General features: G+C 52.6%; 25 protein-coding genes and 1 other annotated feature. Of the genes, 14 read left to right on the top strand and 11 right to left on the bottom strand.

The features are described from left to right. Positions 1-93: 93 nt before the first annotated feature. On the bottom strand, positions 94-654 hold the full coding sequence (locus FYJ53_RS12890; RefSeq protein WP_013381321.1) for a TetR/AcrR family transcriptional regulator: 561 nt from the start codon (positions 652-654) through the stop codon (positions 94-96). A gap of 238 nt (positions 655-892) precedes the next feature. On the opposite strand from FYJ53_RS12890, the gene FYJ53_RS12885 reads away from it, so the two are divergent. From FYJ53_RS12885 to FYJ53_RS12865, 5 genes are all read left to right on the top strand, one after another. After that, positions 893-2,608 (top strand): NAD(P)/FAD-dependent oxidoreductase, encoded by a 1,716-nt coding sequence (locus FYJ53_RS12885; protein ID WP_148427957.1) that lies wholly within the window; start codon positions 893-895, stop codon positions 2,606-2,608. Further along, positions 2,605-3,864 carry an NAD(P)/FAD-dependent oxidoreductase gene (locus FYJ53_RS12880; protein WP_148427959.1) on the top strand — a complete coding sequence of 420 codons (1,260 nt, stop codon included), beginning with the start codon at positions 2,605-2,607 and terminating at the stop codon, positions 3,862-3,864. The genes FYJ53_RS12885 and FYJ53_RS12880 overlap by 4 nt, the downstream gene beginning before the upstream one ends. Then, entirely contained in the window at positions 3,865-4,248 is a 384-nt protein-coding gene (locus tag FYJ53_RS12875) for a DUF1667 domain-containing protein (protein WP_013381318.1), read from the top strand. Beyond that, on the top strand, positions 4,238-5,980 hold the full coding sequence (locus FYJ53_RS12870; protein WP_013381317.1) for an FAD-binding oxidoreductase: 1,743 nt from the start codon (positions 4,238-4,240) through the stop codon (positions 5,978-5,980). The genes FYJ53_RS12875 and FYJ53_RS12870 overlap by 11 nt, the downstream gene beginning before the upstream one ends. Before the next feature lie 135 nt (positions 5,981-6,115). Then, on the top strand, positions 6,116-7,666 hold the full coding sequence (locus tag FYJ53_RS12865) for an FGGY-family carbohydrate kinase (protein ID WP_148427961.1): 1,551 nt from the start codon (positions 6,116-6,118) through the stop codon (positions 7,664-7,666). Positions 7,667-7,710: 44 nt separating this feature from the next. On the opposite strand, the gene FYJ53_RS12860 is transcribed toward FYJ53_RS12865, so the two are convergent. Beyond that, complete coding sequence (locus FYJ53_RS12860) at positions 7,711-8,577, bottom strand: DegV family protein (protein ID WP_073383575.1); 867 nt, start codon at positions 8,575-8,577, stop codon at positions 7,711-7,713. Continuing rightward, positions 8,570-9,058 carry a MarR family winged helix-turn-helix transcriptional regulator gene (locus FYJ53_RS12855; RefSeq protein ID WP_013381313.1) on the bottom strand — a complete coding sequence of 163 codons (489 nt, stop codon included), beginning with the start codon at positions 9,056-9,058 and terminating at the stop codon, positions 8,570-8,572. The genes FYJ53_RS12860 and FYJ53_RS12855 overlap by 8 nt, the downstream gene beginning before the upstream one ends. Positions 9,059-9,273: 215 nt before the next feature. Here FYJ53_RS12855 and FYJ53_RS12850 point away from each other — a divergent pair, with 215 nt between their 5' ends. The 4 genes from FYJ53_RS12850 (at position 9,274) to FYJ53_RS12835 (ending at position 12,002) form a co-directional block, all read left to right on the top strand. Then, positions 9,274-10,449 (top strand): VanZ family protein, encoded by a 1,176-nt coding sequence (locus FYJ53_RS12850; RefSeq protein WP_154557367.1) that lies wholly within the window; start codon positions 9,274-9,276, stop codon positions 10,447-10,449. A gap of 260 nt (positions 10,450-10,709) precedes the next feature. Beyond that, positions 10,710-10,901, top strand: a complete 192-nt coding sequence (locus tag FYJ53_RS12845) for a hypothetical protein (RefSeq protein WP_123876079.1) — start codon at positions 10,710-10,712, stop codon at positions 10,899-10,901. Between the two features lie 61 nt (positions 10,902-10,962). Further along, a complete protein-coding gene (locus tag FYJ53_RS12840) occupies positions 10,963-11,481 on the top strand; it encodes a hypothetical protein (RefSeq protein ID WP_013381309.1) in 519 nt (172 codons plus the stop codon). Further along, positions 11,478-12,002 carry a DNA topology modulation protein FlaR gene (locus FYJ53_RS12835; RefSeq protein WP_148427965.1) on the top strand — a complete coding sequence of 175 codons (525 nt, stop codon included), beginning with the start codon at positions 11,478-11,480 and terminating at the stop codon, positions 12,000-12,002. The genes FYJ53_RS12840 and FYJ53_RS12835 overlap by 4 nt, the downstream gene beginning before the upstream one ends. Positions 12,003-12,149: 147 nt before the next feature. Here FYJ53_RS12835 and bcp read toward each other — a convergent pair whose 3' ends face one another. Beyond that, on the bottom strand, positions 12,150-12,614 hold the full coding sequence (gene bcp, locus FYJ53_RS12830; protein ID WP_013381307.1) for a thioredoxin-dependent thiol peroxidase: 465 nt from the start codon (positions 12,612-12,614) through the stop codon (positions 12,150-12,152). Positions 12,615-12,816: 202 nt separating this feature from the next. Between bcp and FYJ53_RS12825 the strand changes: the two genes are divergently transcribed. Both FYJ53_RS12825 and FYJ53_RS12820 read left to right on the top strand, forming a co-directional pair. Beyond that, positions 12,817-13,491 (top strand): MarR family winged helix-turn-helix transcriptional regulator, encoded by a 675-nt coding sequence (locus FYJ53_RS12825; protein WP_013381306.1) that lies wholly within the window; start codon positions 12,817-12,819, stop codon positions 13,489-13,491. A gap of 202 nt (positions 13,492-13,693) precedes the next feature. After that, entirely contained in the window at positions 13,694-14,395 is a 702-nt protein-coding gene (locus FYJ53_RS12820) for a toll/interleukin-1 receptor domain-containing protein (protein ID WP_013381305.1), read from the top strand. A gap of 46 nt (positions 14,396-14,441) precedes the next feature. Here the strand turns inward: FYJ53_RS12820 and FYJ53_RS12815 are convergent, their stop codons facing one another. Next, on the bottom strand, positions 14,442-15,263 hold the full coding sequence (locus FYJ53_RS12815; protein ID WP_177190844.1) for a MerR family transcriptional regulator: 822 nt from the start codon (positions 15,261-15,263) through the stop codon (positions 14,442-14,444). A 92-nt stretch (positions 15,264-15,355) separates the two neighbouring features. Then, positions 15,356-16,102 (bottom strand): AAA family ATPase, encoded by a 747-nt coding sequence (locus FYJ53_RS12810; RefSeq protein WP_013381303.1) that lies wholly within the window; start codon positions 16,100-16,102, stop codon positions 15,356-15,358. Positions 16,103-16,438: 336 nt separating this feature from the next. Here FYJ53_RS12810 and FYJ53_RS12805 point away from each other — a divergent pair, with 336 nt between their 5' ends. Both FYJ53_RS12805 and ytvI read left to right on the top strand, forming a co-directional pair. Next, positions 16,439-18,115: a Na/Pi cotransporter family protein gene (locus FYJ53_RS12805; protein ID WP_013381301.1), complete on the top strand. Its 1,677-nt coding sequence runs from the start codon at positions 16,439-16,441 to the stop codon at positions 18,113-18,115. Between the two features lie 8 nt (positions 18,116-18,123). After that, on the top strand, positions 18,124-19,215 hold the full coding sequence (gene ytvI, locus FYJ53_RS12800) for a sporulation integral membrane protein YtvI (RefSeq protein WP_013381300.1): 1,092 nt from the start codon (positions 18,124-18,126) through the stop codon (positions 19,213-19,215). 68 nt (positions 19,216-19,283) lie between these two features. On the opposite strand, the gene FYJ53_RS12795 is transcribed toward ytvI, so the two are convergent. From FYJ53_RS12795 to FYJ53_RS12780, 4 genes are read right to left on the bottom strand one after another with little or no spacing between them, the layout of a single operon-like run. Next, the gene (locus FYJ53_RS12795; protein ID WP_013381299.1) at positions 19,284-19,649 is read right to left on the bottom strand and encodes an MmcQ/YjbR family DNA-binding protein; all 366 of its coding nucleotides are present in this window, start codon (positions 19,647-19,649) and stop codon (positions 19,284-19,286) included. Continuing rightward, positions 19,642-20,130, bottom strand: coding sequence for a VOC family protein (locus FYJ53_RS12790; RefSeq protein ID WP_013381298.1), 489 nt, complete (start codon positions 20,128-20,130; stop codon positions 19,642-19,644). The genes FYJ53_RS12795 and FYJ53_RS12790 overlap by 8 nt, the downstream gene beginning before the upstream one ends. Positions 20,131-20,152: 22 nt before the next feature. Next, positions 20,153-20,407, bottom strand: a complete 255-nt coding sequence (locus tag FYJ53_RS12785; protein ID WP_041689898.1) for a helix-hairpin-helix domain-containing protein — start codon at positions 20,405-20,407, stop codon at positions 20,153-20,155. Positions 20,408-20,432: 25 nt separating this feature from the next. Further along, entirely contained in the window at positions 20,433-21,260 is an 828-nt protein-coding gene (locus FYJ53_RS12780) for an AraC family transcriptional regulator (protein ID WP_013381296.1), read from the bottom strand. Positions 21,261-21,408: 148 nt separating this feature from the next. Here FYJ53_RS12780 and FYJ53_RS12775 point away from each other — a divergent pair, with 148 nt between their 5' ends. Continuing rightward, a complete protein-coding gene (locus tag FYJ53_RS12775) occupies positions 21,409-22,203 on the top strand; it encodes a GyrI-like domain-containing protein (RefSeq protein WP_013381295.1) in 795 nt (264 codons plus the stop codon). Positions 22,204-22,263: 60 nt separating this feature from the next. On the opposite strand, the gene FYJ53_RS12770 is transcribed toward FYJ53_RS12775, so the two are convergent. Beyond that, positions 22,264-22,602 carry a cupin domain-containing protein gene (locus FYJ53_RS12770; RefSeq protein ID WP_013381294.1) on the bottom strand — a complete coding sequence of 113 codons (339 nt, stop codon included), beginning with the start codon at positions 22,600-22,602 and terminating at the stop codon, positions 22,264-22,266. Positions 22,603-22,725: 123 nt separating this feature from the next. Beyond that, positions 22,726-22,980 (top strand) — a binding site (T-box leader). Positions 22,981-23,020 lie beyond the last annotated feature (40 nt).

The following is a 23,020-nucleotide window of genomic DNA, read 5'->3' as shown; positions in this document are numbered from 1 at the left end:
CCCCCCGGATTTAACAATTTCCGCCTTTTTTAAAGGCAGCTGTATCCCGTGTACCCCGGTCTCATGTCGGCCGGGGGTTTTTTATGCCCGTCCTCACTCGATTCTTTTGAAAATTTCCCCGGTCTGCTCAATGAAAAGACGGGTATCGAGGTGCTCGTTGCCCAGGGTCTGGTGGATAAAAAGCCCGTCAGACAGGAACAGAAGCAGCCAGGCCAGATAATCGGCGGGCACCTCGCTGGTGCGCTCGCTGATGCGCGCTGCGATGTATTCGGCAAATTCGCGGTAGCGTGACAGGAGCTTTTCCCGGATGCGCGCGTTGCCCAGCATGGCGTCGTAGAAAAAGTGGAGCCGCATCCCAGCGGTGCCCACATCGCCCTCCAGAACAAATTTTATGAGCCGGTGCAGGGAGGTGTCCTTTTCAGGATTTTCGACCCAGGCCACCAGGTTTTCGTACTGTTCGTCCAGATAACGGTCTGTGATGTCGAACAGAATGTCATTTTTGCTCTTGTAGTGGTAGTAAAGTGTTCCCTTGGAGATCCCCGCGCAATCGGCGATTTCGGCCAGGGAGATGTCAGATATTTTCTTGGTTTGCAGGAGGTCCTCGGTCGCCTTTATGATCAGTTCCCGGACGTCGTCCTTTCTCGGTGCTGCCATGTTCATCGCTCCCTTCATTTTTTTACAGTATAGCCTGTAATTTCTTTTTTGTCGAGCCGTTTTTAAGAGAAGGAAAGTAAACCTTGACAGAGGCTGAGAGAATTTGATACTATTAGCTTAAGAAAAGTCGGTCATATAACCGACTTGATAGTTGATGATTAACTATTAACTATCAACTATCAACTATCAACTATCCATTATCCATTATCCATTATTCACTAGATAAAGGGGTGATTAAGTGAATGCAGAAAAAATGACCCGCAGACTGCGCGCCCGCTTTGGAGAGACGCTTTCTGTACGGCTTGAGGACCGCGTTATCCGTGTAACCGGGCAGCTTTCAAACTGGGAGGACATCGTCTCGGCCTGCAGCATGTGCGTCAGTAAAAAGCCAGGCGTGCACGTGGTCAACGATATTATTTTTACGGGAGCCCATATGCCCGAAATGCGTGTGCCCGCGCTGAAAGACAAGGCCCTTGATGGGGCCCGGCCGGATGTGCTCATCATCGGGGGCGGCATCTCAGGGGCCAGCATCGCCAGGGAGCTGACCAGATGGCAGCTTGATGTATTGTTGGTGGACAAGGAGGCTGACCTGGCCATGCACGCCTCAGGCAGAAATGACGGCGAGGTGCACCCCGGGGTCGATTTAAACAAAGGGTCGCTGAAGCAGCACTATGTGCTTCTGGGCAACCAGATGTTTGATACGGTCTGCGACGAGCTGGACGTGCCCTTTGAGCGGTGCGGGCAGTATGTGGGCTTTACAAGCAAGGCCCTGTACCCTTTTATCCGAGCCTATGCCTGGCAGCGCCGCCATGTGTGTGGTGTGGCGGATACCCGACTCATGGGGCGCCAGGAGCTGCGGGAGCGGGAGCCGCGCCTCAACCGGGATTTTAAATTTGCGCTGTTTAATCCAAGCGCCGGGTGTGTGTGCCCCTATGGCCTCACCATTGCCTACGGCGAGAACGCAGTGCAGAACGGCGCGCGGATCAGCCTGAACACCGCCGTGCTTGGCATGAAGGTTGAAAACGAAGCCATCACCGCGGTGGAGACGAACCGGGGGACGCTGTACCCGGGGCTTGTCATCAACGCGGCCGGGGCCTTTGCCGAGGACATCGCCCGGATGGCCGAGGATTGTTTTTATTCCATTCATCCCCGCAGGGGGACCAACTCGATTCTGGATAAAAAGGCCGGGGGCCTGCTCTCTGGCATCGCCTCTATCAAGACACTGGAAAAGAACGTTGCTCACACCAAGGGCGGCGGCATTCTGCACACGGTTCACGGCAACCTGCTGGTAGGCCCCAACGCGGTAGAAACCTGGGAGAAGGAAAACTTCGCCACCGAGCAGTCCGCCATTGACGCGGTGTTTGAAAAGCAGAAGCTGACCGCCCCCGACCTCCGGGAACGGGATATCATCACCTATTTTACCGGTGTGCGCCCGGCGACCTTTGAGGAGGATTTTGTCATCGAGCAGGGCCGGCGGACAAAGAACCTGATCCACTGCGCGGGCATCCAGTCCCCGGGCCTCACGACCGCGCCGGCTGTGGCAGTGGATGTGGCTGAAATGGCGGCAGGCCTTCTGGGCCAGACGCGCGCCGTTCTGCCCAACGACCGTTTTAACCCCAGGCGGAAGGGCATTCCTGTTCTGAGGGAGCTGCCTGAAAAGGAGCGGGACCGTATGATCCGGGAAAACCCAGATTATGGTGTGATTGTGTGCCGGTGTGAGGAGATCAGCAAGGGTGAGATTCTGGACGCGCTGAGGTCACCGCTTTCGGTACCCACAGTGGACGGCGTAAAAAAGCGCGTGCGGCCCGGCATGGGCCGCTGCCAGGGCGGATTCTGTATGCCGCTGGTTACACAGATCATCAGCGAGGCCACGGGTATGCCCATCGAGGCGGTGCGTAAGGCCGGTGACGGCGCGGTCATCAGCTATGGAAAGACAAAGGAGGGAAGCCAGTGAAAAGCGTTGATGTTTTAGTCATCGGCGGCGGGCCAGCCGGTCTGGCGGCCGCCATCGCCGCGAAAAAGGAAGGTGCTTCGGTACTGCTCATTGAGCGTGAAGCCCGTCTGGGCGGCATTATGAAGCAGTGTATCCACGATGGCTTTGGCCTGATCCGCTTTGACGAAAAGCTGTCAGGGCCAGAGTACGTGGAGCGCTTTATGGATGAATTTTACGCTCTGGGCATCCCAGCCTTGCTTCAGACCTTTGTCACCTCGGTCTGTGAGAAGGAGGATGGCTTTGGCGTGACCGCGGTCACCCGAGAGGGCATGGCCGAGATCACGGCCCGCGCCATGGTTCTGGCCACCGGCTGCCGGGAGCGCACCGCCCGCCAGGTCTTTATCCACGGCACCAGGCCGGCTGGCGTCTTTACCGCCGGCACCGCCCAGCATTTTGTCAACCTTATGGGCCAGATGCCCACCAGGCGATGCGTGATTCTGGGCAGCGGCGATATTGGCCTCATCATGGCCAGGCGGCTGACGCTGGAGGGCGCCGAGGTGCTGGGCGTGTACGAGGTCAAGCCCACACCGTCGGGCCTTACCCGCAATATCGTCCAGTGTCTGGAGGATTATGAAATTCCTCTGCACCTCTCGCACACCGTCACTCGCGTCTTTGGGCAGGAGCGGCTGGAGGGCGTGGCCGTCGCCCGGGTAGATGAAAAGCTGAATCCCATCCCCGGCACAGAGGAAACCATTGCCTGCGACGCGCTGATCCTGTCCGTGGGCCTCATACCCGAAAATGAGATGGCCGAGCGTCTCGGAGCCGCCCTTGATCCGCGGACCAGAGGCCCGGTCTGCGATGACCGGCTGATGACAAGCGTGGACGGGGTATTCTCCTGCGGGAACGCCCTTCACGTCAACGACCTGGTGGACTATGTGTCCGAGAGCGGCGAGCTGGCCGGCAGGGCCGCTGCGGCTTACCGTCCGGGCCAGCGTGAGCAAAGTCTCGAAATTACACCGGATGATTCCATCGGCTATCTGGTGCCCCAGCGCGTCCGCCGGACCGGAGGGCTTGAACCTGCCGTCTTTTATTTCAGGAGCCGTGAGATCCTGAAGCGCGGCACCTTTACCCTGAGGGCAGACGGCCAGCCAGTGTTTGAGAAAAAGCTCAGAAACCTGAAACCCCCGGAAATGGAGCGCCTGGTCGTTGATTTTGGCGACCTCAGCCTGGATGAGGGCATCCGGCTGACCGCCGCCATCGAAAAGGGGGAAGCGTAAATGCGAGAAATGACCTGTATCACCTGTCCCAACGGCTGTATCCTGTCGGTTGAGGAAAAGGACGGCCGCATTGTGGTGACGGGCAACCAGTGCCCCAAGGGGGAAGCCTTTGCCAAAAGCGAGCTGACAAACCCCATGCGGACCATCAGCACCACCGTCAGCACCAGGGACCCGGCAGTGCCCGTCGTCCCGGTGAGGGTATCTGGCGAGATTCCAAAGGACCGGATTTTCGATGTGATGGAGGCAATCAACCGCCTTACTGTTACCGCGCCAGTCGGCCGCGGCGCCGTCCTGGCTGCCGATGTGCTGGGCCTGGGCGTGGATGTGATCGTGACCAGCGATGTGCTGATCACAGGCATGAAAGGAGAAAAAAATGCGTCATAAACCCTATAGAGGCTTTGAGCCCAAGTGGGTCAAAACCCCGGCCCCGGCGGACAGCTACCGCTCAATCTTCAGATGGGGCGATCCTGAGTTTGTCAAATATCCCAAGGAATCCCTGTTTAAGATGATGAAGGAAAAATTCCAGATGACGGATGAGGATTTCAAAACCTACGCGGGCGACATTGGCATGGACAGCGTGAAGCTTGACAGGCCCTGTCAGCTGCAGAAGGCCCATCTGGAGGCCTTCAGGGCCATTGTGGGGTCCGAAAACGTGACCACTGAGGACTACCCAAGGCTGGCCGTGGCCTACGGTAAAACCGGCTACGACGCAGCCCGCCTGCGTGAGAAGCGGATTGACAGCCTGCCCGATGTGGTGCTCTACCCCAGCGAGACCGAAGAAATTGAAAAAATCGTGGCCTACTGCACCGAGCACAGCATTCCCCTGTACGTATACGGCGGGGGCAGCAGCGTGACCCGGGGCGTGGAGCCCATCAAGGGCGGCGTTTCGCTGGATATGCGCAAAAATTTCAACAGAGTGCTGTCCTTCAACGAGACCGACCAGACCATCACCGTGCAGAGCGGAATCTCCGGCCCGCAGCTGGAGGACGCCCTTGAAAACGCCCCGGCGCGCTTTGGGGCCCGGCGGGCCTACACCTGCGGCCACTTCCCGCAGTCCTTTGAGTACAGCAGTGTCGGCGGCTGGGTTGTCACCCGCGGCGCGGGCCAGAACAGCACCTATTACGGCTGTATCACCGATATTGTGCTGTCCCAGAAATACGCCACGCCCATTGGCGTCATCCAGACCAGCCACTACCCCAGAGAGGCCACCGGGCCCGATCTCAACCAGATCATGATGGGCGGTGAGGGCGCTTTTGGCGTGCTCACCGAGGTCACGCTCAAGGTATTCCGCTACATGCCGGAAAACAGAAAACGCTTCTCCTATATTTTTAAGGACTGGGAAACTGCCAGAAAGGCGGCCCGTGAGATGATGCAGTGCGAAGCTGGTTATTCCTCCGTCTTTCGTCTGTCCGACGCCGAGGAAACAAACCTCATGCTGCGTCTCTACAATGTGGACGAAACCCCGCTGTGGAAGCTCCTGGACCTCCGGGGTTACGAAGACATGCGGCGGTGCCTGTTCCTGGGCTTTACCGACGGCGAGAAAGGCTTTTCTAAAAATGTGGCGAAAAATATCCGGCGCATCGCCCACCGCTACGGAGGTATGAGCCTGACCGCCTACGTGACCAAAAGTTGGGAAAAGGGACGCTTTAACGACCCTTATCTGCGGGACACCATGCTGGACTTCGGCGTGATGACCGACACCCTGGAATGCTCGGTCAACTGGTCCAATATGGGCAAAGTTCATAAAGAGGTGCGCGCTGTGTGCCACGCCCTGCCAAACACCATTGTCACCACCCATATGTCCCACTGTTATCCACAGGGTGCCAACCTGTACTTTATCTTCATCACCAAAATGTCCGACGCCGAGGCCTTTAAGGCCTACCACGCCACCATTCTGGACGCGATCCAGAAATCCGGCGCAGCCATGAGCCACCACCACGGCATCGGCAAAATGTTCGCCCCCTGGCTGGAAGGCCAGATCGGGCGCAGGGAATACGGCGTCTACCGGGCTCTGAAAAATTATTTTGACCCCGGCTACAACATGAACCCCGGCGGCACACTGGGGCTGGATTTGGAAGAAGGGGAGAAACGGTTCTTAAAGGAAATTGAGAATTGAAAATGGAGAATGGAGAATTAAAAGAGCAAAATCGCGGAGCGATTTTGATGATAATCAAATCGGCACAGCCGGTTTGGCCCTATAATTTTCCATTCTCAATTCTTCATTCTCCATTGTAAAAAGGGGGAGGCAAGCATGAATGACCGAATTGTACTTGTGTTTGACGTTGGCACCCAGAGCTCCAGGGCGGAGCTTGTAAATGACCGGGGCGAAATCCTGGGGAAAAGCCAGATCCGGCACGAGCCGCCCTATGTCTCAAAGGAGCCCGGCTTTGCCGAGCGGGACCCGGAGCTGTATTACCAGAATATCTGTGAGGCGGCAAGGCAGCTGAGGGGGAGCTGCCCATCCCTTTGGGACCGGATCGAGGGCGTTTCCATCACCACCATCCGGGATACTGTGGTGTGCGTGGACAGCGATGGAAAGCCCCTGCGGCCGGCAATCCTGTGGCTGGACAAACGCCTGGCGAGCGGCGCGCCCAAATTGCCGCAGCTCTCAAAGGTGCTTTTTAAGGCCGTTGGGATGGATGCCACCGCCAAACTCCAATACCAGAAATCCCACTGCAACTGGATAGCCGAGAACGAGCCGGAAATCTGGGAAAAGACCCACCAGTATCTGCTGCTCAGCGGCTACCTGATCTACCGCCTCACCGGCAATATGGCTGACACGGCTGCCAGCCAGGTGGGGCACATCCCCTTTGACACCCAGCAGCGGGGGTGGCAGAAAAAGGGCGCTCTGACCCGCCCCATCTTTGACGTCGAAGCCGAAAAGCTCTGCCCCATCGTGGAATCGGGCGAGGTGCTGGGGAAAATCACCCCAAAGGCCGCCGGGGACACTGGCCTTGCCGAGGGGCTGCCCCTTATCGCCTCCGGCTCCGACAAGGCCTGCGAGGTGCTGGGCCTGGGCTGCACCACGAAGGAAAAGGCCGCCATCGGCCTGGGCACCACCGCCATGATCACTTTTACCATCGACCGTTATCTGGAGCCAGAGCGCTTCATCCCGCCTTATCCCTCCATTATCCCGGGGAATTTCACCCCAGAGATCGAGATATTCCGGGGCTACTGGCTCATCTCCTGGTTTAAGCAGGAGTTTGCCGAAAAAGAGGTGCGCCAGGCCAGAGAGCTGGGCGTCCCGGCCGAGGAACTGCTGAACCGGCGCCTTAAAGAGATACCGCCCGGCTGCGAGGGCTTGCTGTTCCAGCCCTATTTTACCCCCAATGTCACCATGCCCACCGCCCGGGGCGCGGTCATTGGCTTTTCAGACTGCCATACCCGTATTCATATTTACAGAGCCATCATCGAGGGCATCAACTTCGCACTTATGGACGGCATGCGCCTCATGGAAAAACGGGCAGGTCACTGCTTTGAGGAAATCTACCTGGGCGGCGGCGGTTCCCAGAGTGATGAGATCTGCCAGATCACAGCCGATATGTTCGGCATTTCCGCAGTCCGCACCCAGACCCACGAGGTGGCAGGCATCGGCTGCGCCGAAGCCGCCTTTGTGGGCCTCGGCGCCTTTAAGGACTACCATGAGGCTGTGGCCGCCATGGTGCACAAAAAGGACGTTTTTACCCCAGATATGGAGCAGTATAAAATCTATAAAGAGCTCTATCACGAGGTGTTTAAAAACATTTACGGCTGCCTGTCAGGGCTCTACAGCAGGCTGCACGAAATTTACCACCGAAAATAAAAAGAACGAAAAAAGAAGATGCGGCGTTTTGCCGCATCTTCTTTTTAATCATTTTCTCCCAGCACCAATATCCCGGCGCCCAGCAGGTTTGGGCCCACATGGGTGCCCAGGGTACAGTCGACCTCGCCCTCATACAGGTTTTCAAAGTTCGGCAGCACTCTGGTGTAGTGGGCCTTGACGGCGTCCATCTCATCCGGACAGCCGCCGTTTGCGACCATGAGGATATAACGCGCCCCCTCCGGAGCGTGGGATTTCGCCAGGTCGATCATCTTTTGGATGGATTTCCGGCGCCCGCGCACCTTGGCCACGCTCATCAGCTGGCCATCATCACTGAAGGTGATGATGGGCTTCACATTGAGCAGCGTGCCGGTCATGGCTGTAATCAGGCCGATGCGGCCGCCCTTCTGCAGGTACTCCAGAGTGTCAATGCTGAAAAAGACTTTGGTGTTGGCGATGAGGCGGGGCAGGATGGTCTTGATTTCCTCAAAGCTCCGGCCCGCCTCAATGAGCTCCGCAGTGTGCACAGCGATGGCGCCAGTGCCCAGGCTTCCGCTCAGGGTATCCACCGCGTGCACGTTCAGGCCCTCAAACTCACCGCCAATCAGCCGCACAAGGTTAAAAGTACCGCTCAGACCGCTGGAAAAAATAATGGCGAAAACCTTGCGGTATCCCTTGTCGTAAATTTTCTGAAAAAGTGTGCGAACCTCATCTGGAGACGGGAGGGAAGTCTTTGGGATCTCCGATGGGAGTTTGTCATAAACCTGGGCGGCTGTGATGTCCACCCCGTCAGTATAGGCTTTGCCGCTGAAGATGATTTTCAGCGGCAGAATGTGCAAGTCGTGCTTTTTAATCAATGTCTCTGGGATATCCGCGCAGGAATCCGTCAGCACGGCAATTTTTTCTTTATTCATCTGCATGCTCCTCTTTTTTACTATTCTGATTGGCCTCGTGCATGCGCGCAAGCAGGGCCTCGATGGTGTCCATTCCGGTTTGCAGGGCCTCAAAATCCTCCGGAGGGGTATTTTCCATTACCTGAGCATAGCGGCTCTGGATCACCTGGTCGATTTCCTTCAGCGTTTCCTGTCCCTTCTCCGTCAGCGAGACAAGGACGACCCGTTCATCATTTTTATCCCTGAAACGGTTCAAAAAGCCGGCCTGAGCCAGTTTTTTACACATGTTGGAAACATTGGCCTTGTTAAGCTTCAAGGTATCGGCCAGGGCACCAATGGTGATGGTATTCGCGTGCTTGACCTCTGTCAGGACACGGCTTTGCAGAATTGTCAGCCCGTTATCGCTCAGCACGTCGGCGAACAGGGCATCAATTTCAGTGGTCACATGCCGCACATAGTCGATTAAAATATCTGCGAATTTTAGAACCTGATCAATATACATGGCAAAGGCCGCCTTTCATTTGTTGTAGTCTAAAATATGTTTACAGTACATATATTATAGTTTAAAGTTAAATTTGTCAATAAAAAGATTCGCAGGCGTTTTCACAGGGTATAAAAATAGGATTCTATGCAATTTTTTAAGAAACTATGCTATACTAAGCAGGATAACCGATAAAATTGAAAAAAATGCTAAAAAGTAAAAAAGGGGTGATTTAATTGCTGAGTGCATACACACTTCCCATAAAATTTGCCTGTCTGGTGTTTCCGGTCCTGGCAGCGTTTTTTACCATTCCCTACGCTGTTTATCAATATCGGAAATACGGTTCGTTGCTGGTGCTCAGAGTCGTGATCGTCTATTCGTTCATTCTATATATGACCTGCGCCTATTTTCTGACCATGCTGCCGCTGCCGCCCATCGCGGAGGTCGCCCGCTATACCAGCCCAACCATGGATCTGGTGCCCTTCCATGCCTGGACAAACTTCTGGGAAAACACCAGCCTGGTCCTCTCAGACCCCAGCACCTATCTTGGAGCGATGAAAGAGCAGTGCTTTTACGAGCCTTTTTTTAATATCCTGCTGTTGGTGCCCCTGGGCGTCTACCTGCGGTATTATTTCAGGCGAAGCTGGTGGCAGGCCATCCTCATCGGTTTTCTGGTGAGCCTGTCCTTTGAGCTGATCCAGCTGAGCGCCCTGTTTGGGATATATCCAAGGCCCTACCGCCTGTTTCAGGTGGATGACCTGATCAACAACACCTTCGGCGCTCTGGTGGGTTTCTGGATCACACCGGTTTTCAGCTTTTTTCTGCCCTCGCGGGACCGGCTGGACGAGGTATCCTACAAGCGGGGACGCACCGTTACCTATATGCGGCGGGGCTTTGCCTTTCTCTTTGACTGGGCCATTCTCACCGGGGTTCTGCACCTTGCCGGGCGGGTGTTTGGCAGCCCGACCTTAAGCGATATGCTGGCAATGGACGGCAAACGCTCGGTGGTGCTTTACATCATTGTTATTGTCCTGTATTTCATTCTGTTACCGTGGCTGACCCGGGGAAGGACCATTGGAAAATTTTTGGTTGGTATCCGGCTCATGTCCGAAAATAAACGCCCGCCAAAGCTTTTCCAGTACATCCTGCGCTACGGCCTTCAGTATCTCTTGGTCATACCAGCCCCCTTTATCGCCATGAAGGTCTATGAGCTCCTGCCCCTGTACACCGGGACCGCCCATACCATCCTCATGGTGATCGCCCTGGCCTTTGGTTTGGTCTTTGCTGTTTTCATCGTTCAGCTGCTCATCTCTGTCTTTACCGGTGAGACTCAGATTTTTTACGAGTCTCTGAGCCATACGATCAATGTGAGCACTGTGCGAAATGGGCGGCGGAAAAGGCGGCAGCGTTAATGACATCCATATTACTAAAAGCAGCCGCATTTATTCTAGGGAGAGCGCAATGGATACTGTCACCAAGATTATGCTGAATATTACCCTGACGTCAGCCATTGTGACAGGATTCTGCGTTTCTGAGAAAAGCGGCACACTCTTTACCCTGGTGCTGTTTAGGTTTTTCTGCAATGTGGGGATGTATCTTGTGGGCTTTGTGATCAGTATACGCAAAGGCAGGGAAAAAAAGGCGCTGTATACCCTGAATATGCCGGGGTATAATGTCCTATTTCTACCTGCCGCTGCGGCAAGTACTGGTCATTTTGCTCTTTTCGCCGATCACAGTACTGTCGCCGGTATTTACAGAAAAATGCGGGGGTGACGCGGGCCTTTCCAGCTTTGCGGGCTCGGTGTCTATTTTGGTCAGCATTGTGATTATGGTAACACTGATCGCAGCCATGCACATCGGCTAAGGACAGAAGCCTTGTTTTATGCTATAATGAAGATATAAAATTTTAAAGAGGAGAGTCGAGGATGCGAGAAAAGAGCGTTTCATTTTTATGCACACTGCTGGTTTTGATGGCCTGCTTTTGCGTATCAGTTTTTGCCGAGGAGACCATCACCGTGACGACGAGCCCGGCCGATACCATTACCGATACCTCCGCTATTTTGAGAGGGGTATATTATACCGATGGTGCAGACATTACCGAACGCGGCTTTGCCTATAAGCCAGCCGAAACTGGCGATGAAGACTATAAAAAAGTGGTAATGCATGGCGACAACAGCGTCACCAAGTTCGGCTATACGCTGGATACGCTGATTCCGGATACGGCTTACACCGCCATGGCCTATGTCAAGACCGAATCGGGCGTGCACTATGGCCTCGAAATTGAGTTCCGCACTCTGGCGGCGCCTGCCAAGCCCAGCGAAGCGGCCGGGGAAACACCGGAAACTGGGATAGTGGAAGATGCCCTGACAGCTACGATGCCCATGCTGCTGATGCTGTCCATGGCGCTGTCCTCCATGGTGCTGTTTAAGAATAAAGCACGATGAAAATCGCAGTGATTGGTTACAGCGGATCAGGCAAGTCGACGCTTGCTAAACATCTGGGGGAGGAGACCGGGTATCCGGTGCTCCATCTGGATAAGGTCAACTTCCTTCCAGGCTGGCAGGAGCGGGACCGCGCAGAAGCGAGGGCGGTGGTCACAGCCTTTATGGCTCAGGACGACTGGATCATCGACGGCAACTACGGCGATCTCCACTGCGGGCTTCGCATGGTTGCGGCGGATAAGATCATGATGCTCTGCCTGCCGAGGCGGGTCTGCTTTCCGAGAGCCTGTCTGCGCTACCTCAAATCCAGGAACCAGGTCCGGGAGAGCATGGCGGAGGGCTGTGAGGAAAAATTTGACTATGCCTTCGCCAAGTGGATTTTAAAGGACGGGCGCAGTAAACGCCACAGGGACTGGTACCGCAGTCTTCAGGAAGCTTATCCCGAAAAGGTTTTTTTCTGCCAGAACAGCCGGGATGTCAGGAAACTGCTAGAGAGCGGGAAAATATGGCAGTCTGAGTGTTGAGACAGCATCGCAGCAGCGGAGCTGTCTCTTGTTTTTTTGATGGCGGCACCCTTGTCCGGATACAGGCTGAACACTGTCCCATCCTGCTTAAAAACCAGATAAAGGCAGCCTGGACTATCAATAATCCTCAAGGCTGCCTTTATTTGATTATGCCTCGCCCTTTAAATGCTCCAGAATCTGGTCGGCGTTTTCGGCGGGCTTTACTTTTTCATAAACCTTTTCGATCATACCAGCTTCGTCAATGATGTAGGTGGTGCGCACAATGCCCATATAGGTTTTGCCGTACATTTTCTTTTCCTTCCATACATCATAGGCCTGGATAACCTCGGTTTCCGGGTCGGAGAGCAGCAGAAAGGGCAGCTCATACTTCGAGGCAAAATTGGTGTGCGAGCGGGTGCTGTCCTTGCTGACGCCAATGACAACCGCGCCCAGAGCCTCAAATTCAGAATACGCGTCCCGGAAAGTGCAGGCCTGGGTGGTGCAGCCCTTTGTATTGTCCTTGGGATAAAAATAAAGAATAACCTTTTTTCCTTTAAAATCAGAAAGGCTGACCGGATGTTTGTCTTTATCAGGCAGTGTGAAATCCGGGGCCTTGGTACCTTGCTGTAACATCATTTGCTCCTTTTCTTACTTTTCTTAATGGAATACCCTTATTTTACACTTTGGAACGGTGCCATGCAACAAAACTTTAAAAAAATTAATAAGGTACCTTGACAAATGTGTGGAAAGGGTGTAAAATTCAATCATAAGGTACCTGAATAAAAGAAGCGGCGGCGGAACGCCCTCGCTTCACGAATCGAAAAGGAGATAAAAAATGAACGAACTCAATGAAAAATTAATGGAACAGTTCAGAAAATACCAGGTTTTAATGCACCAGGGAATGCGCCGCTTTGCGCCGAGAGGGCCAAAGGAAGACCCACACCACGGACAGGGAAAAGTGCTTGTGATGCTGGCTGAAAATGACGGCGTCAGCCAGAAGCTGCTGACTGAGCAGTCCGGCATACGCCCGGCGTCTCTGAGCGAGCTGATCATCAAGCTTGAACGGAACGGGCTGGTGGAACGCCAAAGAAATGAAGAGGACAAGCGAAACAGGAACGTTTATCTGACAGAGGAAGGAAGAGCGCTGGCAGAAACCATCAAAAGCCGAAAGGATGAATCCGCAGATTTTCTTTTTGATGTTTTATCGGAAGAAGAAAAAGAAACCCTCACGGTGCTTTTCGATAAGCTGATCACCTCACTGGAAGATAAAGTAGCGGATATGGATGAAGAAATGCCACCGCTTGCCCCGCCGCATCCTCATTTACCGCACGGAGGTCCCCATGGCCCGCATCATGGCCCTCATCATGAGCACTTTGGCGGCCCGCACGGTCCTCATCACGGCCCCGGCCCCCATGATCCAGAGCATCCGCAGCCTCCGCGCCATCCAGAAGCAGAGGAAGAGGATAAAATTGTACTGGATGTTCTTAATGAAGAACAAGAAGAGGAATAATTCGATATGATTTACCCGGTTTTGTATGCGAATGGGGCAACAAAACCGGGATTTTTTTGTCAAAATATATCTGCAAATCTATTTTACAAAAGGAAATGAATCCGATATAATTGATTTACAAGAAACGTAAACCATTGCAACGGCACCGGATATTTTGTTTTAACAAAAATTCAAGCGATTTTATTTTGAAATGAGGTACGAGATGTTTACAGCGTTTAACTTAACAATGGATGAAAAAGAGATGGCCCGGCTGGAAAAGGGAGCGCCATGCTCAGATGCGGATGAAAGTGTGAATCAGGCGAAAGTTGTGGAGGAACTGAAAAAATACCTCGGAATGGGGGCCGCTTTTGACGGCGAGGCTCTGCTTTCCGAGTGGTTTCCAGAGCTCAAATTCCAGGTGTTTTTATCCCACGCTCTGGCAGATGGGCCTTTGGCGTCCAGGCTTGAGCGCTGGCTTCAGAAAGAGCTGGGAGTTTCAGTCTTTGTGGATTCGTGGATCTGGAAGGCAGCAGACGAGCTGGTAGCCGGGGGATTTGCGCCCGGCCATGTCTACCCTGTCCTGCACATGGCCTTGGGCAAGATGATCGCCCAGTGTGAGTGTGTGATTTTCCTGAACCCATATCATTCGCTGAAGAAGGAGGGAACCGTTGAAGAAACACCGTGGATTTACGCAGAACTTCAGACAGCCCGTATGACGCGGAAGAAAAAGCCGGAGCGCTTTAAGAAATTTCATTTTGCCGTCACGCTCGGCACCCAGTTAAAAATAGAGTTTGATCCGCAGCTGCCTAATTTGTTACTTTTAAGCGCAGAGGATCTCGAAAAATGGTGCAGCCAGCAGCATATTGTCTCAGAGGATGTCTATCATTTGGATTTGCTCTATCTTCAAAAGCAAATTATTATCTAAATTTAAAATGCCATCTGACGAATTTCTCCGTTAGATGGCGTTTCGCTTATTTGGCGGCAATGGGGAAGCAGCATTCTGTTACCCATTTTTCAGGCTCGCTGGTATCGCCAGGCCCCACATGGTAGACATTGAACATGGTGCCGTTGGTTCGGTAGCCGTTTTCCTCAATCCACCTCATGGCTGTGATGTTGACATCGGTGATCTGGTCATAGGCGCCAGTGAAAGTGACGCTTGCCACCAGGCGGGCGGGCAGTTTTTTAAAATAGACGTGCCCGGTATCCTGGTAGCTGCCAATGACAGACACCTGAACTTCTACATCCGGGTTGGCTTCATTGTATTCTGCATCGTGGTAGGTCGCGGTGCTGAAGGGCGGGGTGGCGAACTTGGGATGCTGGGGTGCGATTTCAGCGTGCAGCTTTTCCCAGAGGCGGCCTTCTTCAGTGTAGGTACTCAGGGTATCACGCAGGCTTGCAACCTGACAGGAGGGTAATTCTTTTGCAACAACGATATAATTTTTCATGATTTCTTCCTTTCTGCGAAGCCTTTCACCAGCGGCTTTCAGCTGCCAGAGCTGAACCTGCAGTTTTTCAGCTTCCTTCAGCTTCTTCTGGTAGCAGGCTTCAATGTGCGTTTCAAGAGCCTGGGAAGTGCTGCTGCTTTCAAGAATTTCACCGATGGCTGTCAGGCTCAGGCCCATGCGCTGCAGAGAGACAATGGTGCTGACAGTCGTCAGCTGAGAAGCTGTGTAGTAACGGTAGCCGGTAAAGGGGTCAACCCGTTCTGGAAGCAGAAGCCCCATCTCCTCAAAATGGCGCAGCATTCGGACGCTGACGTGGCAAAGTTTAGAAAATTCTCCAATTTTCAGCATATTCCCATCTCCTTTCAAAGTTGGTTTTCTTGAGCTCATCCTTAGTATAATCCCTCACATAATGGCAGAGTCAAGGAAGAAAATAAAGTTTTTCAGTCCAGTAAATAGTGCAGCAACCGTTCAGGGTCATCGAGGAACATTTTGGTCAGGCAATAGGGCTCGGTATCTCTGTAGGAGGTCAGGGACAGACGGCCATCGGGGGATAAAACATAAATATCTGCCTTGGGGCAGGCCAGCAGAATGGGAGAGTGGGTCGCGACAATAAACTGGGAGCCGTCCCGTGCCAGGTTGTGGATCAGGGATAACAGTGTCATCTGGCGTGAGGCGGACAGGGCGGCCTCGGGCTCGTCTAGAATATAAAGTCCCTTGCCTCGGAAGCGGCTCTGGACCAGTGCCAGAAAGCTTTCGCCGTGGGACTGGGCATGAAGAGAGCGACCGCCGTAGCTTTTGTACAGGCCAGTCCCTTCGGGTTCATTCTCCATCCGGTCAATTTCTGCCGCAACATTGTAAAAGCTCTCAGCTCTTAGAAAGAAATTGTCTTTGGGAAGGGCGAGGCCCTTGGTCAGATTGATGAACTGATACAGGACGGAGTGGGTATCGTGGGAATGAAAATCAAAATTCTTTGACCCGCCCTCTGGGTTAAAGCCATACTTCACCGCCAGTGCCTCCAGCAGGGTAGATTTGCCGGTACCGTTTTCGCCGCAGAAAAAAGTGACGTTCTTTTCAAAGAAAAAGGGCTCAAGCTGCTGAATGACTGGCAGGTTGGAAAGATAGCTCTGAGTGTAGGCCGGATCATTCCGGTCAATGGAAAAGCCACTGAGATAAAGGGTGCTGAACATTGGATACCTCCTCGATGTATCGGTTGTCTTTATTGTACCAGTTAAAGGACAAAAAGCAAAACCAGAATGCCGCGGTCCTCTTATATGAATGTCAAGCGTGAATTGTTAAATGTTTGTTAAATCTTCGGCAGTCTATTGTGTTTTGGCAGTCACTCTTTTATAATGACATCAACAGATTGTTTGGAGAAATGATGATGAACAATGCCGTTGTTGCCCTTGTCTTTATAGACAATATCCGCATTGAGAATAGGTGAGACGCAGCCTGTACCCTCAGGGATACGGGGTGTGTCTTTTTGCGTGACGGTGGTTCATCTGGTAGGAGGAAAGTGAAAAGTTATGGGTGTTACTGATGTTTTGGGTTTACTCGGAGGGTTAGCCCTGTTTCTGTACGGAATGCAGATGATGAGCTCGGGTCTTGAAGCGGCTGCGGGCAATCGTATGAAGCAGATACTGGAGCGGCTGACCGCCAACCGGTTTCTGGGAGTGGCCGTTGGGGCGGCCATCACGGCGGTCATTCAGTCTTCATCCGCCACAACCGTCATGGTTGTTGGCTTTGTGAACTCAGGGATGATGACTCTGATTCAGGCGGTCTGGATCATTATGGGCGCCAATATTGGTACGACGATTACGGGCCAGCTCATCGCGCTCGATGTGGGGGCGCTGGCGCCGCTGTTCGCTTTTTGCGGCGTGGCATTGGTGGTTTTTACCAAAAAGGTTAAGCTGCACCACTGGGGCCTGATTGTCGCCGGACTGGGGATTTTGTTCATCGGTATGGATATGATGAGTACAGCGATGATGCCGCTTCGTGACTCACCGGCCTTTGTCAATCTGATGACCCGGTTTTCGAACCCGGCCCTCGGGATTCTGGCAGGGGCTGTTTTTACCGCTGCGATTCAGTCTTCATCCGCTTCAGTCGGAATTTTGCAGGCGCTGGCCGTCAGCGGCGTAATCGGCCTGCCAAGTGCGGTGTATGTGCTGTTTGGACAGAATATCGGGACCTGTATTACCGCGGTGCTGGCGTCCATTGGCACCAGCCGCAACGCCAAGCGCACCACAGTCATCCATTTACTGTTTAACATCATTGGAACGGTTGTTTTTACAGTCATTTGCATGCTGACGCCGCTTACGGCCTTTGTCGAGTCCCTGTCTCCGGCAAATCCAGCAGCCCAGATCGCCAATATGCACACACTGTTCAATATTGCGACAACGCTGATGCTGCTGCCCTTTGGCACGCTCCTGGCAAAGGCGGCGGTCAGAATTCTGCCCGAGCGCCCTTCAGAAAAAAGCGGCGAGCACCAGCTTTTATACATCAAGCCTGTTGAGGCTTCGCTGGAATACCAGATGGGTACCTCTGCCATTATCGTGAACGGTGTGTGGCGTGAACTGCGGCGCATGGCGAAAATGGTCACAGAGAACCTGGAACAGGCATTTCAAGGGGTTTTGGAAAAAAGCAGCCGCTATACAGAGGATGTGGCAAAATCAGAAGAGTATGTCAATTATCTGAATACCGAGATTTCCAGGTACATTTCGCATGTCATAACCTATGAGCTCAATGAAGAAGATGGGGTTCTGGTTTCCGCGTTTTTCAAAATCTGCGGCAGCCTTGAGCGCGTGGGGGACCATGCGGTCAATATCAGTGAACAGGCCAGGCTTCTGGAGGAAAAACATATCGGATTTACAGAGGAGGCCCAGGAAGAAATGCGGTCGCTTCAGCAGGTCAGCATTGGCGTGCTGGACTCACTCAGCCGGCTGGAGGCCATTACTGAAAAGAGGCTGACTGAAATTGCCGATTATGAACAGAGAATGGATGATTTGACGCTTGATTACCAGAGAAACCAGATTGCCCGGATGCGAAAAGGCCTCTGTTCGGACGAAGCCTGTGTGATTTATTCCGAAATACTTATGGATATTGAGAGCATCGGCGATCATATCCTGAGCATCGGCGAGGTGCTGGTGCAGGCCAGCGCCTCCAAAACAACGGTCGATATGGAACAGGAAGCTTATGCGAGGTAAGGATTAATATGGAAACTGAAAAACGGCGGGCTTTTATCATTGATTTTATGTATTTTGCCATTCTTGCGCTTCTGTGCTTTGCGGTACTCAAATATGCCATGCCGTTGCTGGCTCCTTTTATCATCGGCTTCGCTCTGGCCTATCTGCTGAAAGGGCCAATCCGCCTGTTGTCCGGAAAACTGCGCCTGAACGGGAAAATATCGGCGATTGTGGTGGTGCTTGTCTTTTACGGTACCATCGGCACGCTCATTTCACTCCTCGGGGTTAAGGCATTTGCGGCTTCCAGAGAGCTGATTTTTAATTTGCCCCAGATTTATGCCCTCCATGTGGAGCCAGTGCTCATGGGGATTTTTGACGGGGTAGAGCAGTCAGTGCTCAGGATGGATCCCGCCCTGGTAGCAGCCCTTGAGGAGATGTTTAACCGTCTGGTGCAGTCTCTGGGGCAGATGGTTTCCAGCTTGTCCATGGGGGCTATGGGCACCGTATCGGATATTGCGTCTTCGCTGCCCGGGCTTTTTATCAAGCTGCTGTTACTCATTATTTCCACCTTTTTTATCGCCATCGACTATGACCGTCTGACAGGCTTTGTCATGCACCAGTTAAATGGAAAGACCAGGACAGTTTTTGTTCAGATCAAGGAATACGTGGTGGGAACACTCTTTGTGTGTATCCGCTCCTATGCGCTCATCATGAGCATTACCTTTGTTGAGCTCGTTATTGGCCTGACCCTCATCGGTGTCGACAATGCTCTGATCATCGCCTTTGTCATTGCGGTGTTCGATATTCTTCCGGTACTGGGCACAGGTGGTATCATGATCCCCTGGACTGTGATTACAGCCCTGCAGGGGAACTATCCGCTGGCATTGGGGCTGCTGCTGGTCTATCTGGTGATCACAGTGGTACGAAACATTATTGAACCGAAAATTGTGGGAAGCCAGATCGGCCTTCATCCGGTGATTACGTTGGCCAGCATGTTTGTGGGTCTGCAGCTTTTTGGCGTTGTAGGGCTTTTCGGTTTTCCGATCGTGCTCTCACTGCTGTGCCATCTGAACGAAACGGGCACCATCCACCTGTTTAAGCCAGTGGAGGATACCCGGTAGGTTAAAGGGATTGCTTTAGAGATTAAAAGGAGAGGCTGCGGCAAAACGCCGCAGCCTCTCCTTTTTCTTTAAGCTTCGATAATTTCGCGCTGTGCTTTTTTGGGAAGGCTTTTGAGGACTGTCTCGTAGGCGCTGTCGAGCATTTTTTGAACCGTGTCCTCTGGCACGCCGCCTTCGAGGTAGAGCGTGTTCCAGTGAACTTTATTCATATAATAGCCGGGAATAACCGTGCCGGGATAAGCGGCCCGGAGAGTCAGTCCCTCCTCAGGCGGCAGTTTCATGGTGACGATGGGATCACCGGTTTTATGCTCCCCCATATAGGCGAACATTTTTCCATGAAGCAGATATTTCATCGCCTTCCATTCGGCCTGCCAGACCTTCTCGACACCCTTTTTATCCAGACAATAGGCGTCGATCCATGAAGCGTTATTCATTTATTTCCTCCGCCAGCTCTTTGGCCAGGAATTGGACATAGGGAAGCGGGCACATGGTGCGCTCGGCGGTCGCCTCAATGCTTAACCCCTGGGATAAAAACCGCTTGATCACCAATGAGAGAGGCTCTCCAACCTCGATAATGTGGTGATCAGGGTCATAAAAGCGGATCACCCGCTGTCCCCACGCCTGGGTAAACATTGGCCGTACCAGCGCGGCGCCCCAGCTTTCCAGAACCTTGAGAAATCCGTCCAGATCATCCTCTTCAAAGTACAGCTCCTTATCATTGCCGCCAAAGCAGACAGCATTTTCCGGTTTGTCGATGAATTCCAGCCAGGTTTCCTTTGTCTGGAGAGCCACGCCGCAGTCATAGCTGACATTGACGCCCAGATCCATGGCAACCTTGAGCCCCAGAAGCTTTTCATAAAAAGCGCGGGATTTTTCCATATCGGATACGACAAGCATGAATGCATTATATTTCATATAATCTCCTTTACCGGTGGTGTCAATCTTTCCAGTTCCACCATTTTAGTTTTTCAGGCTCATGCTCGGTATTCTCAGCGAAGTAAACCGCCAGCCGGTAAACATAGAGAACACATCGGTCCAGCTGCTCACCCCTCTGCCGGCATTCTCTGCGATACATCGCCTCAGGGTCCGCCCCCTTCAGCGAATTGACCGTGCTGTAGCCAAGCTCCAGAAGATGCCTCTCCATATTTGGTCCAACGCCGGGAATGGTTTGTAAATCACTTTTCACGAGCATCACCTCTTTGTTCTGTTACTATAAACTAAAACTTGTAGGATTCATTGTAAAAATCCGACATGTGAGCATAGTATTTTGTCGGTGATATACCGCAGACTGCCTTAAAATCATGGTTGAAATGCGATTGGTCATAGTAGCCCAGCGCGTGCGCGAGCTTTGTGAAAGCGACTGGATCTTTTTCCATGCGCTGCATGGCGAGGTTGATGCGGGTCAGCCGGGTAAAAGTTTTATAGCGCATTCCCAGAGCTTCTGTTATGAGACGCTGGAGGTGGCGTTCGGAATATCCGATTTTTTCAGCCGCAGTGCTGACCGTGGACTGGCAGCTGACATGCTTCAGAATGGGCGAAAGGGGCCGGGGATTGCCGGGCATTTCCGCTAAGGCGGTCAGAAGCAGTGTGTCAATCGCATTGCTGAGGTAAGCCACCCTTTGGCTTTGCTCAAAGGCATTCTTTATCCCAATGCTCAGGGAAGGACACACGAGATCAAGCGGTTCCCTGCGGTCTGTAAAATCCTTGAGGTTCAGCCCCAGAAGCCGGTTCGCGCCGCCGGGAAGGAACTCGATAAAAAAACGCAGGGGGATGTTTTCAGCATCGCCGAAAACCACCACCGTTTTGGTGGTAGGGCCCCAGAAACAGCCGGACAGGGCTCTGCCGTCATAAGAAAAGACAACACAGCCGCTGGCATCGGGAATCAGCGTCAGCTTTTCAGGAAGGTGGCTTTTGGGCTGTGCTCCCTGGGCGCAAAAGGTGTAATGCGCGATATAAGGCCTTAGTAGTGGATGAGGCGCGATGTAGAGATGTGTGGGGGTGTGGGCCAGAATGGATAATTCCGGCCGTTTTTCAGGCTGCTGCATGGTGTTCCTCCTGTTGTAGTGAGTCCATTATACCTGAAATAACTTAAGTGTTCGATGATAAAATAAAAAATGGCTTGACCTTGTCATCATGTCAAGGTATAAACTACAGATGAACCGGTTCAGAAAATGAATGACACAGGAGGTAAGGATGTTCACCATTGGAGAATTTTCAAAGCTGGGGCGTATTTCACCGCGTATGCTCCGGTATTATGACGCCATGGGGTTGCTTCGGCCCACCCGTATTGGTGAAAATGGCTACCGTTATTACGAAGCCGCGCAGCTGGAAACCCTGGCGGAGATTGAGACACTGAAGGACTACGGCTTCGCCCTGTCTGAAATCGGCGAGCTGCTCACTCTGTCCGGGCAGGAGCTGGCTGTAAGACTCCACCGCAGGCGGTTGGCGGCCTATGATGAAATATATACCCTCAGAAAAAAGCTCCGTCAGATGGAGGACGCCATGATGAAAATGGAAAAATGCAATTTGTTAAAGGACCAGTATCACGTTATTGTAATGGAAACACCAGCACAGCGGGTTTACGGTATCCGCCGGAAAATTAACATCAGCGAAACCGGAGACCTGTTTGAGGAGCTGTATAAAAAAGTCGATGAGCTGGGGCTTACGCGCTGCGGCGCAGCGCAGCAGGTTTATCTGGGTGAGGAATTCAGCTATGAAAGTATGGATATCGAGGCTCAGGTAGAAGTAAGCGGTGAACACCCGGACGTTAAAGTCATACCGGCGCGCCTGTGTGTTGCCACTACACATATCGGCCCCTTTGAGGGCCTGCACAACGCTTATGACGCGATCTGCTCGTGGCTGGCCGAGCACCCTGAATATAAGGTAACCGGCCCCTCGGTCGAACGCTACCTGAAGGATGTGGATATGGTTAAAGATGAGGAGGAGCTGGAAACAGGGATTTTATTTCCAGTACAAAAGCTGCAGTAAGCAAAAAGAGAAGATGCGGTGTTTCGCCGCATCTTCCCTCTGAACGTTCTTCTGGGCTCTCTATACTTCAATTTTATCGGCATGGTCCATCCAGGGGCTGGTGGTAACCACAAAACGAACCGTTTCAGTGCCCTTATTTTCAAGACGGTGGATTTCTCCCGGCTCCAGATGAATAAAATCACCAGCCGAGTAGGTGCTTTCAACATCATTTACGGTCATGGAGACAGTCCCTTTCAGTATATAAAAGTTTTCTTCCATAATCTTATGGTAATGGGGGGACACCACATTGCCAGGCAGCAGCTTGACAATACCAAAATTTGAGGTCGGACCCATCATCAGGTATTTTGGCCCGTGATCGCCGTGACGGTACGCTTTTTCGTCTTCGTGAAGTGTGAACATAATCAATTTTCCTTTCCGGTGGAGTGGTTTTATTATAAACCATAAAAATAGAAACGGCAAATAAGCCTAAATTTAGCTTGACAGAAGCTTGGATTTATTATAGAATAGCACCAATCCAGAATAATCAAAACGACGAACGAGAGAAGTAGGTAATGACGGGTGTATCCAGAGAGCCGCGGCAGGTGGAAATGCGGCAGCACAGAAATTACTGAATGGACTTGGGAGTGCGGTCTGAAACCATGAGGGAGTAGGCGCCGACGGGAGCCCCATCCGTTATCAGCGGGGTGCATATGATGGTATGTAAAATGAGTGGGTGTGCTGTAAGGCAGTGCATCAATTTGGGTGGTATCGCAGAAGTTACAGACTTTTGTCCCTTAGCATGGGACAAAAGTCTTTTTTTGATTATTTGGGCAAAATT

Origin of the sequence: Eubacterium sp. BL-380-WT-2B, from assembly GCF_009696115.1 — a bacterium.
In the GTDB taxonomy this organism is placed as follows: domain Bacteria; phylum Bacillota; class Clostridia; order Eubacteriales; family Eubacteriaceae; genus Eubacterium; species Eubacterium callanderi.
The sequence above is the reverse complement of the archived record's forward strand: the minus strand, read 5'-3'. Positions and strand labels throughout refer to the sequence as shown.

Coding starts and splice junctions, on each gene's coding strand:
- FYJ53_RS12845 (WP_123876079.1), top strand. CDS start 10,710: ATGTCCTATTTCTACCTGCCGCTGCGGCAAGTACTGGTCATTTTGCTC.
- FYJ53_RS12865 (WP_148427961.1), top strand. CDS start 6,116: ATGAATGACCGAATTGTACTTGTGTTTGACGTTGGCACCCAGAGCTCC.
- FYJ53_RS12775 (WP_013381295.1), top strand. CDS start 21,409: ATGTTCACCATTGGAGAATTTTCAAAGCTGGGGCGTATTTCACCGCGT.
- FYJ53_RS12810 (WP_013381303.1), bottom strand. CDS start 16,102: ATGTTCAGCACCCTTTATCTCAGTGGCTTTTCCATTGACCGGAATGAT.
- FYJ53_RS12820 (WP_013381305.1), top strand. CDS start 13,694: ATGTTTACAGCGTTTAACTTAACAATGGATGAAAAAGAGATGGCCCGG.
- FYJ53_RS12815 (WP_177190844.1), bottom strand. CDS start 15,263: ATGCTGAAAATTGGAGAATTTTCTAAACTTTGCCACGTCAGCGTCCGA.
- FYJ53_RS12890 (WP_013381321.1), bottom strand. CDS start 654: ATGGCAGCACCGAGAAAGGACGACGTCCGGGAACTGATCATAAAGGCG.
- FYJ53_RS12870 (WP_013381317.1), top strand. CDS start 4,238: ATGCGTCATAAACCCTATAGAGGCTTTGAGCCCAAGTGGGTCAAAACC.
- FYJ53_RS12795 (WP_013381299.1), bottom strand. CDS start 19,649: ATGAATAACGCTTCATGGATCGACGCCTATTGTCTGGATAAAAAGGGT.
- FYJ53_RS12875 (WP_013381318.1), top strand. CDS start 3,865: ATGCGAGAAATGACCTGTATCACCTGTCCCAACGGCTGTATCCTGTCG.
- FYJ53_RS12835 (WP_148427965.1), top strand. CDS start 11,478: ATGAAAATCGCAGTGATTGGTTACAGCGGATCAGGCAAGTCGACGCTT.
- FYJ53_RS12840 (WP_013381309.1), top strand. CDS start 10,963: ATGCGAGAAAAGAGCGTTTCATTTTTATGCACACTGCTGGTTTTGATG.
- FYJ53_RS12785 (WP_041689898.1), bottom strand. CDS start 20,407: ATGCTCGTGAAAAGTGATTTACAAACCATTCCCGGCGTTGGACCAAAT.
- FYJ53_RS12790 (WP_013381298.1), bottom strand. CDS start 20,130: ATGAAATATAATGCATTCATGCTTGTCGTATCCGATATGGAAAAATCC.
- FYJ53_RS12855 (WP_013381313.1), bottom strand. CDS start 9,058: ATGTATATTGATCAGGTTCTAAAATTCGCAGATATTTTAATCGACTAT.
- bcp (WP_013381307.1), bottom strand. CDS start 12,614: ATGTTACAGCAAGGTACCAAGGCCCCGGATTTCACACTGCCTGATAAA.
- FYJ53_RS12825 (WP_013381306.1), top strand. CDS start 12,817: ATGAACGAACTCAATGAAAAATTAATGGAACAGTTCAGAAAATACCAG.
- FYJ53_RS12805 (WP_013381301.1), top strand. CDS start 16,439: ATGGGTGTTACTGATGTTTTGGGTTTACTCGGAGGGTTAGCCCTGTTT.
- FYJ53_RS12770 (WP_013381294.1), bottom strand. CDS start 22,602: ATGTTCACACTTCACGAAGACGAAAAAGCGTACCGTCACGGCGATCAC.
- ytvI (WP_013381300.1), top strand. CDS start 18,124: ATGGAAACTGAAAAACGGCGGGCTTTTATCATTGATTTTATGTATTTT.
- FYJ53_RS12780 (WP_013381296.1), bottom strand. CDS start 21,260: ATGCAGCAGCCTGAAAAACGGCCGGAATTATCCATTCTGGCCCACACC.
- FYJ53_RS12860 (WP_073383575.1), bottom strand. CDS start 8,577: ATGAATAAAGAAAAAATTGCCGTGCTGACGGATTCCTGCGCGGATATC.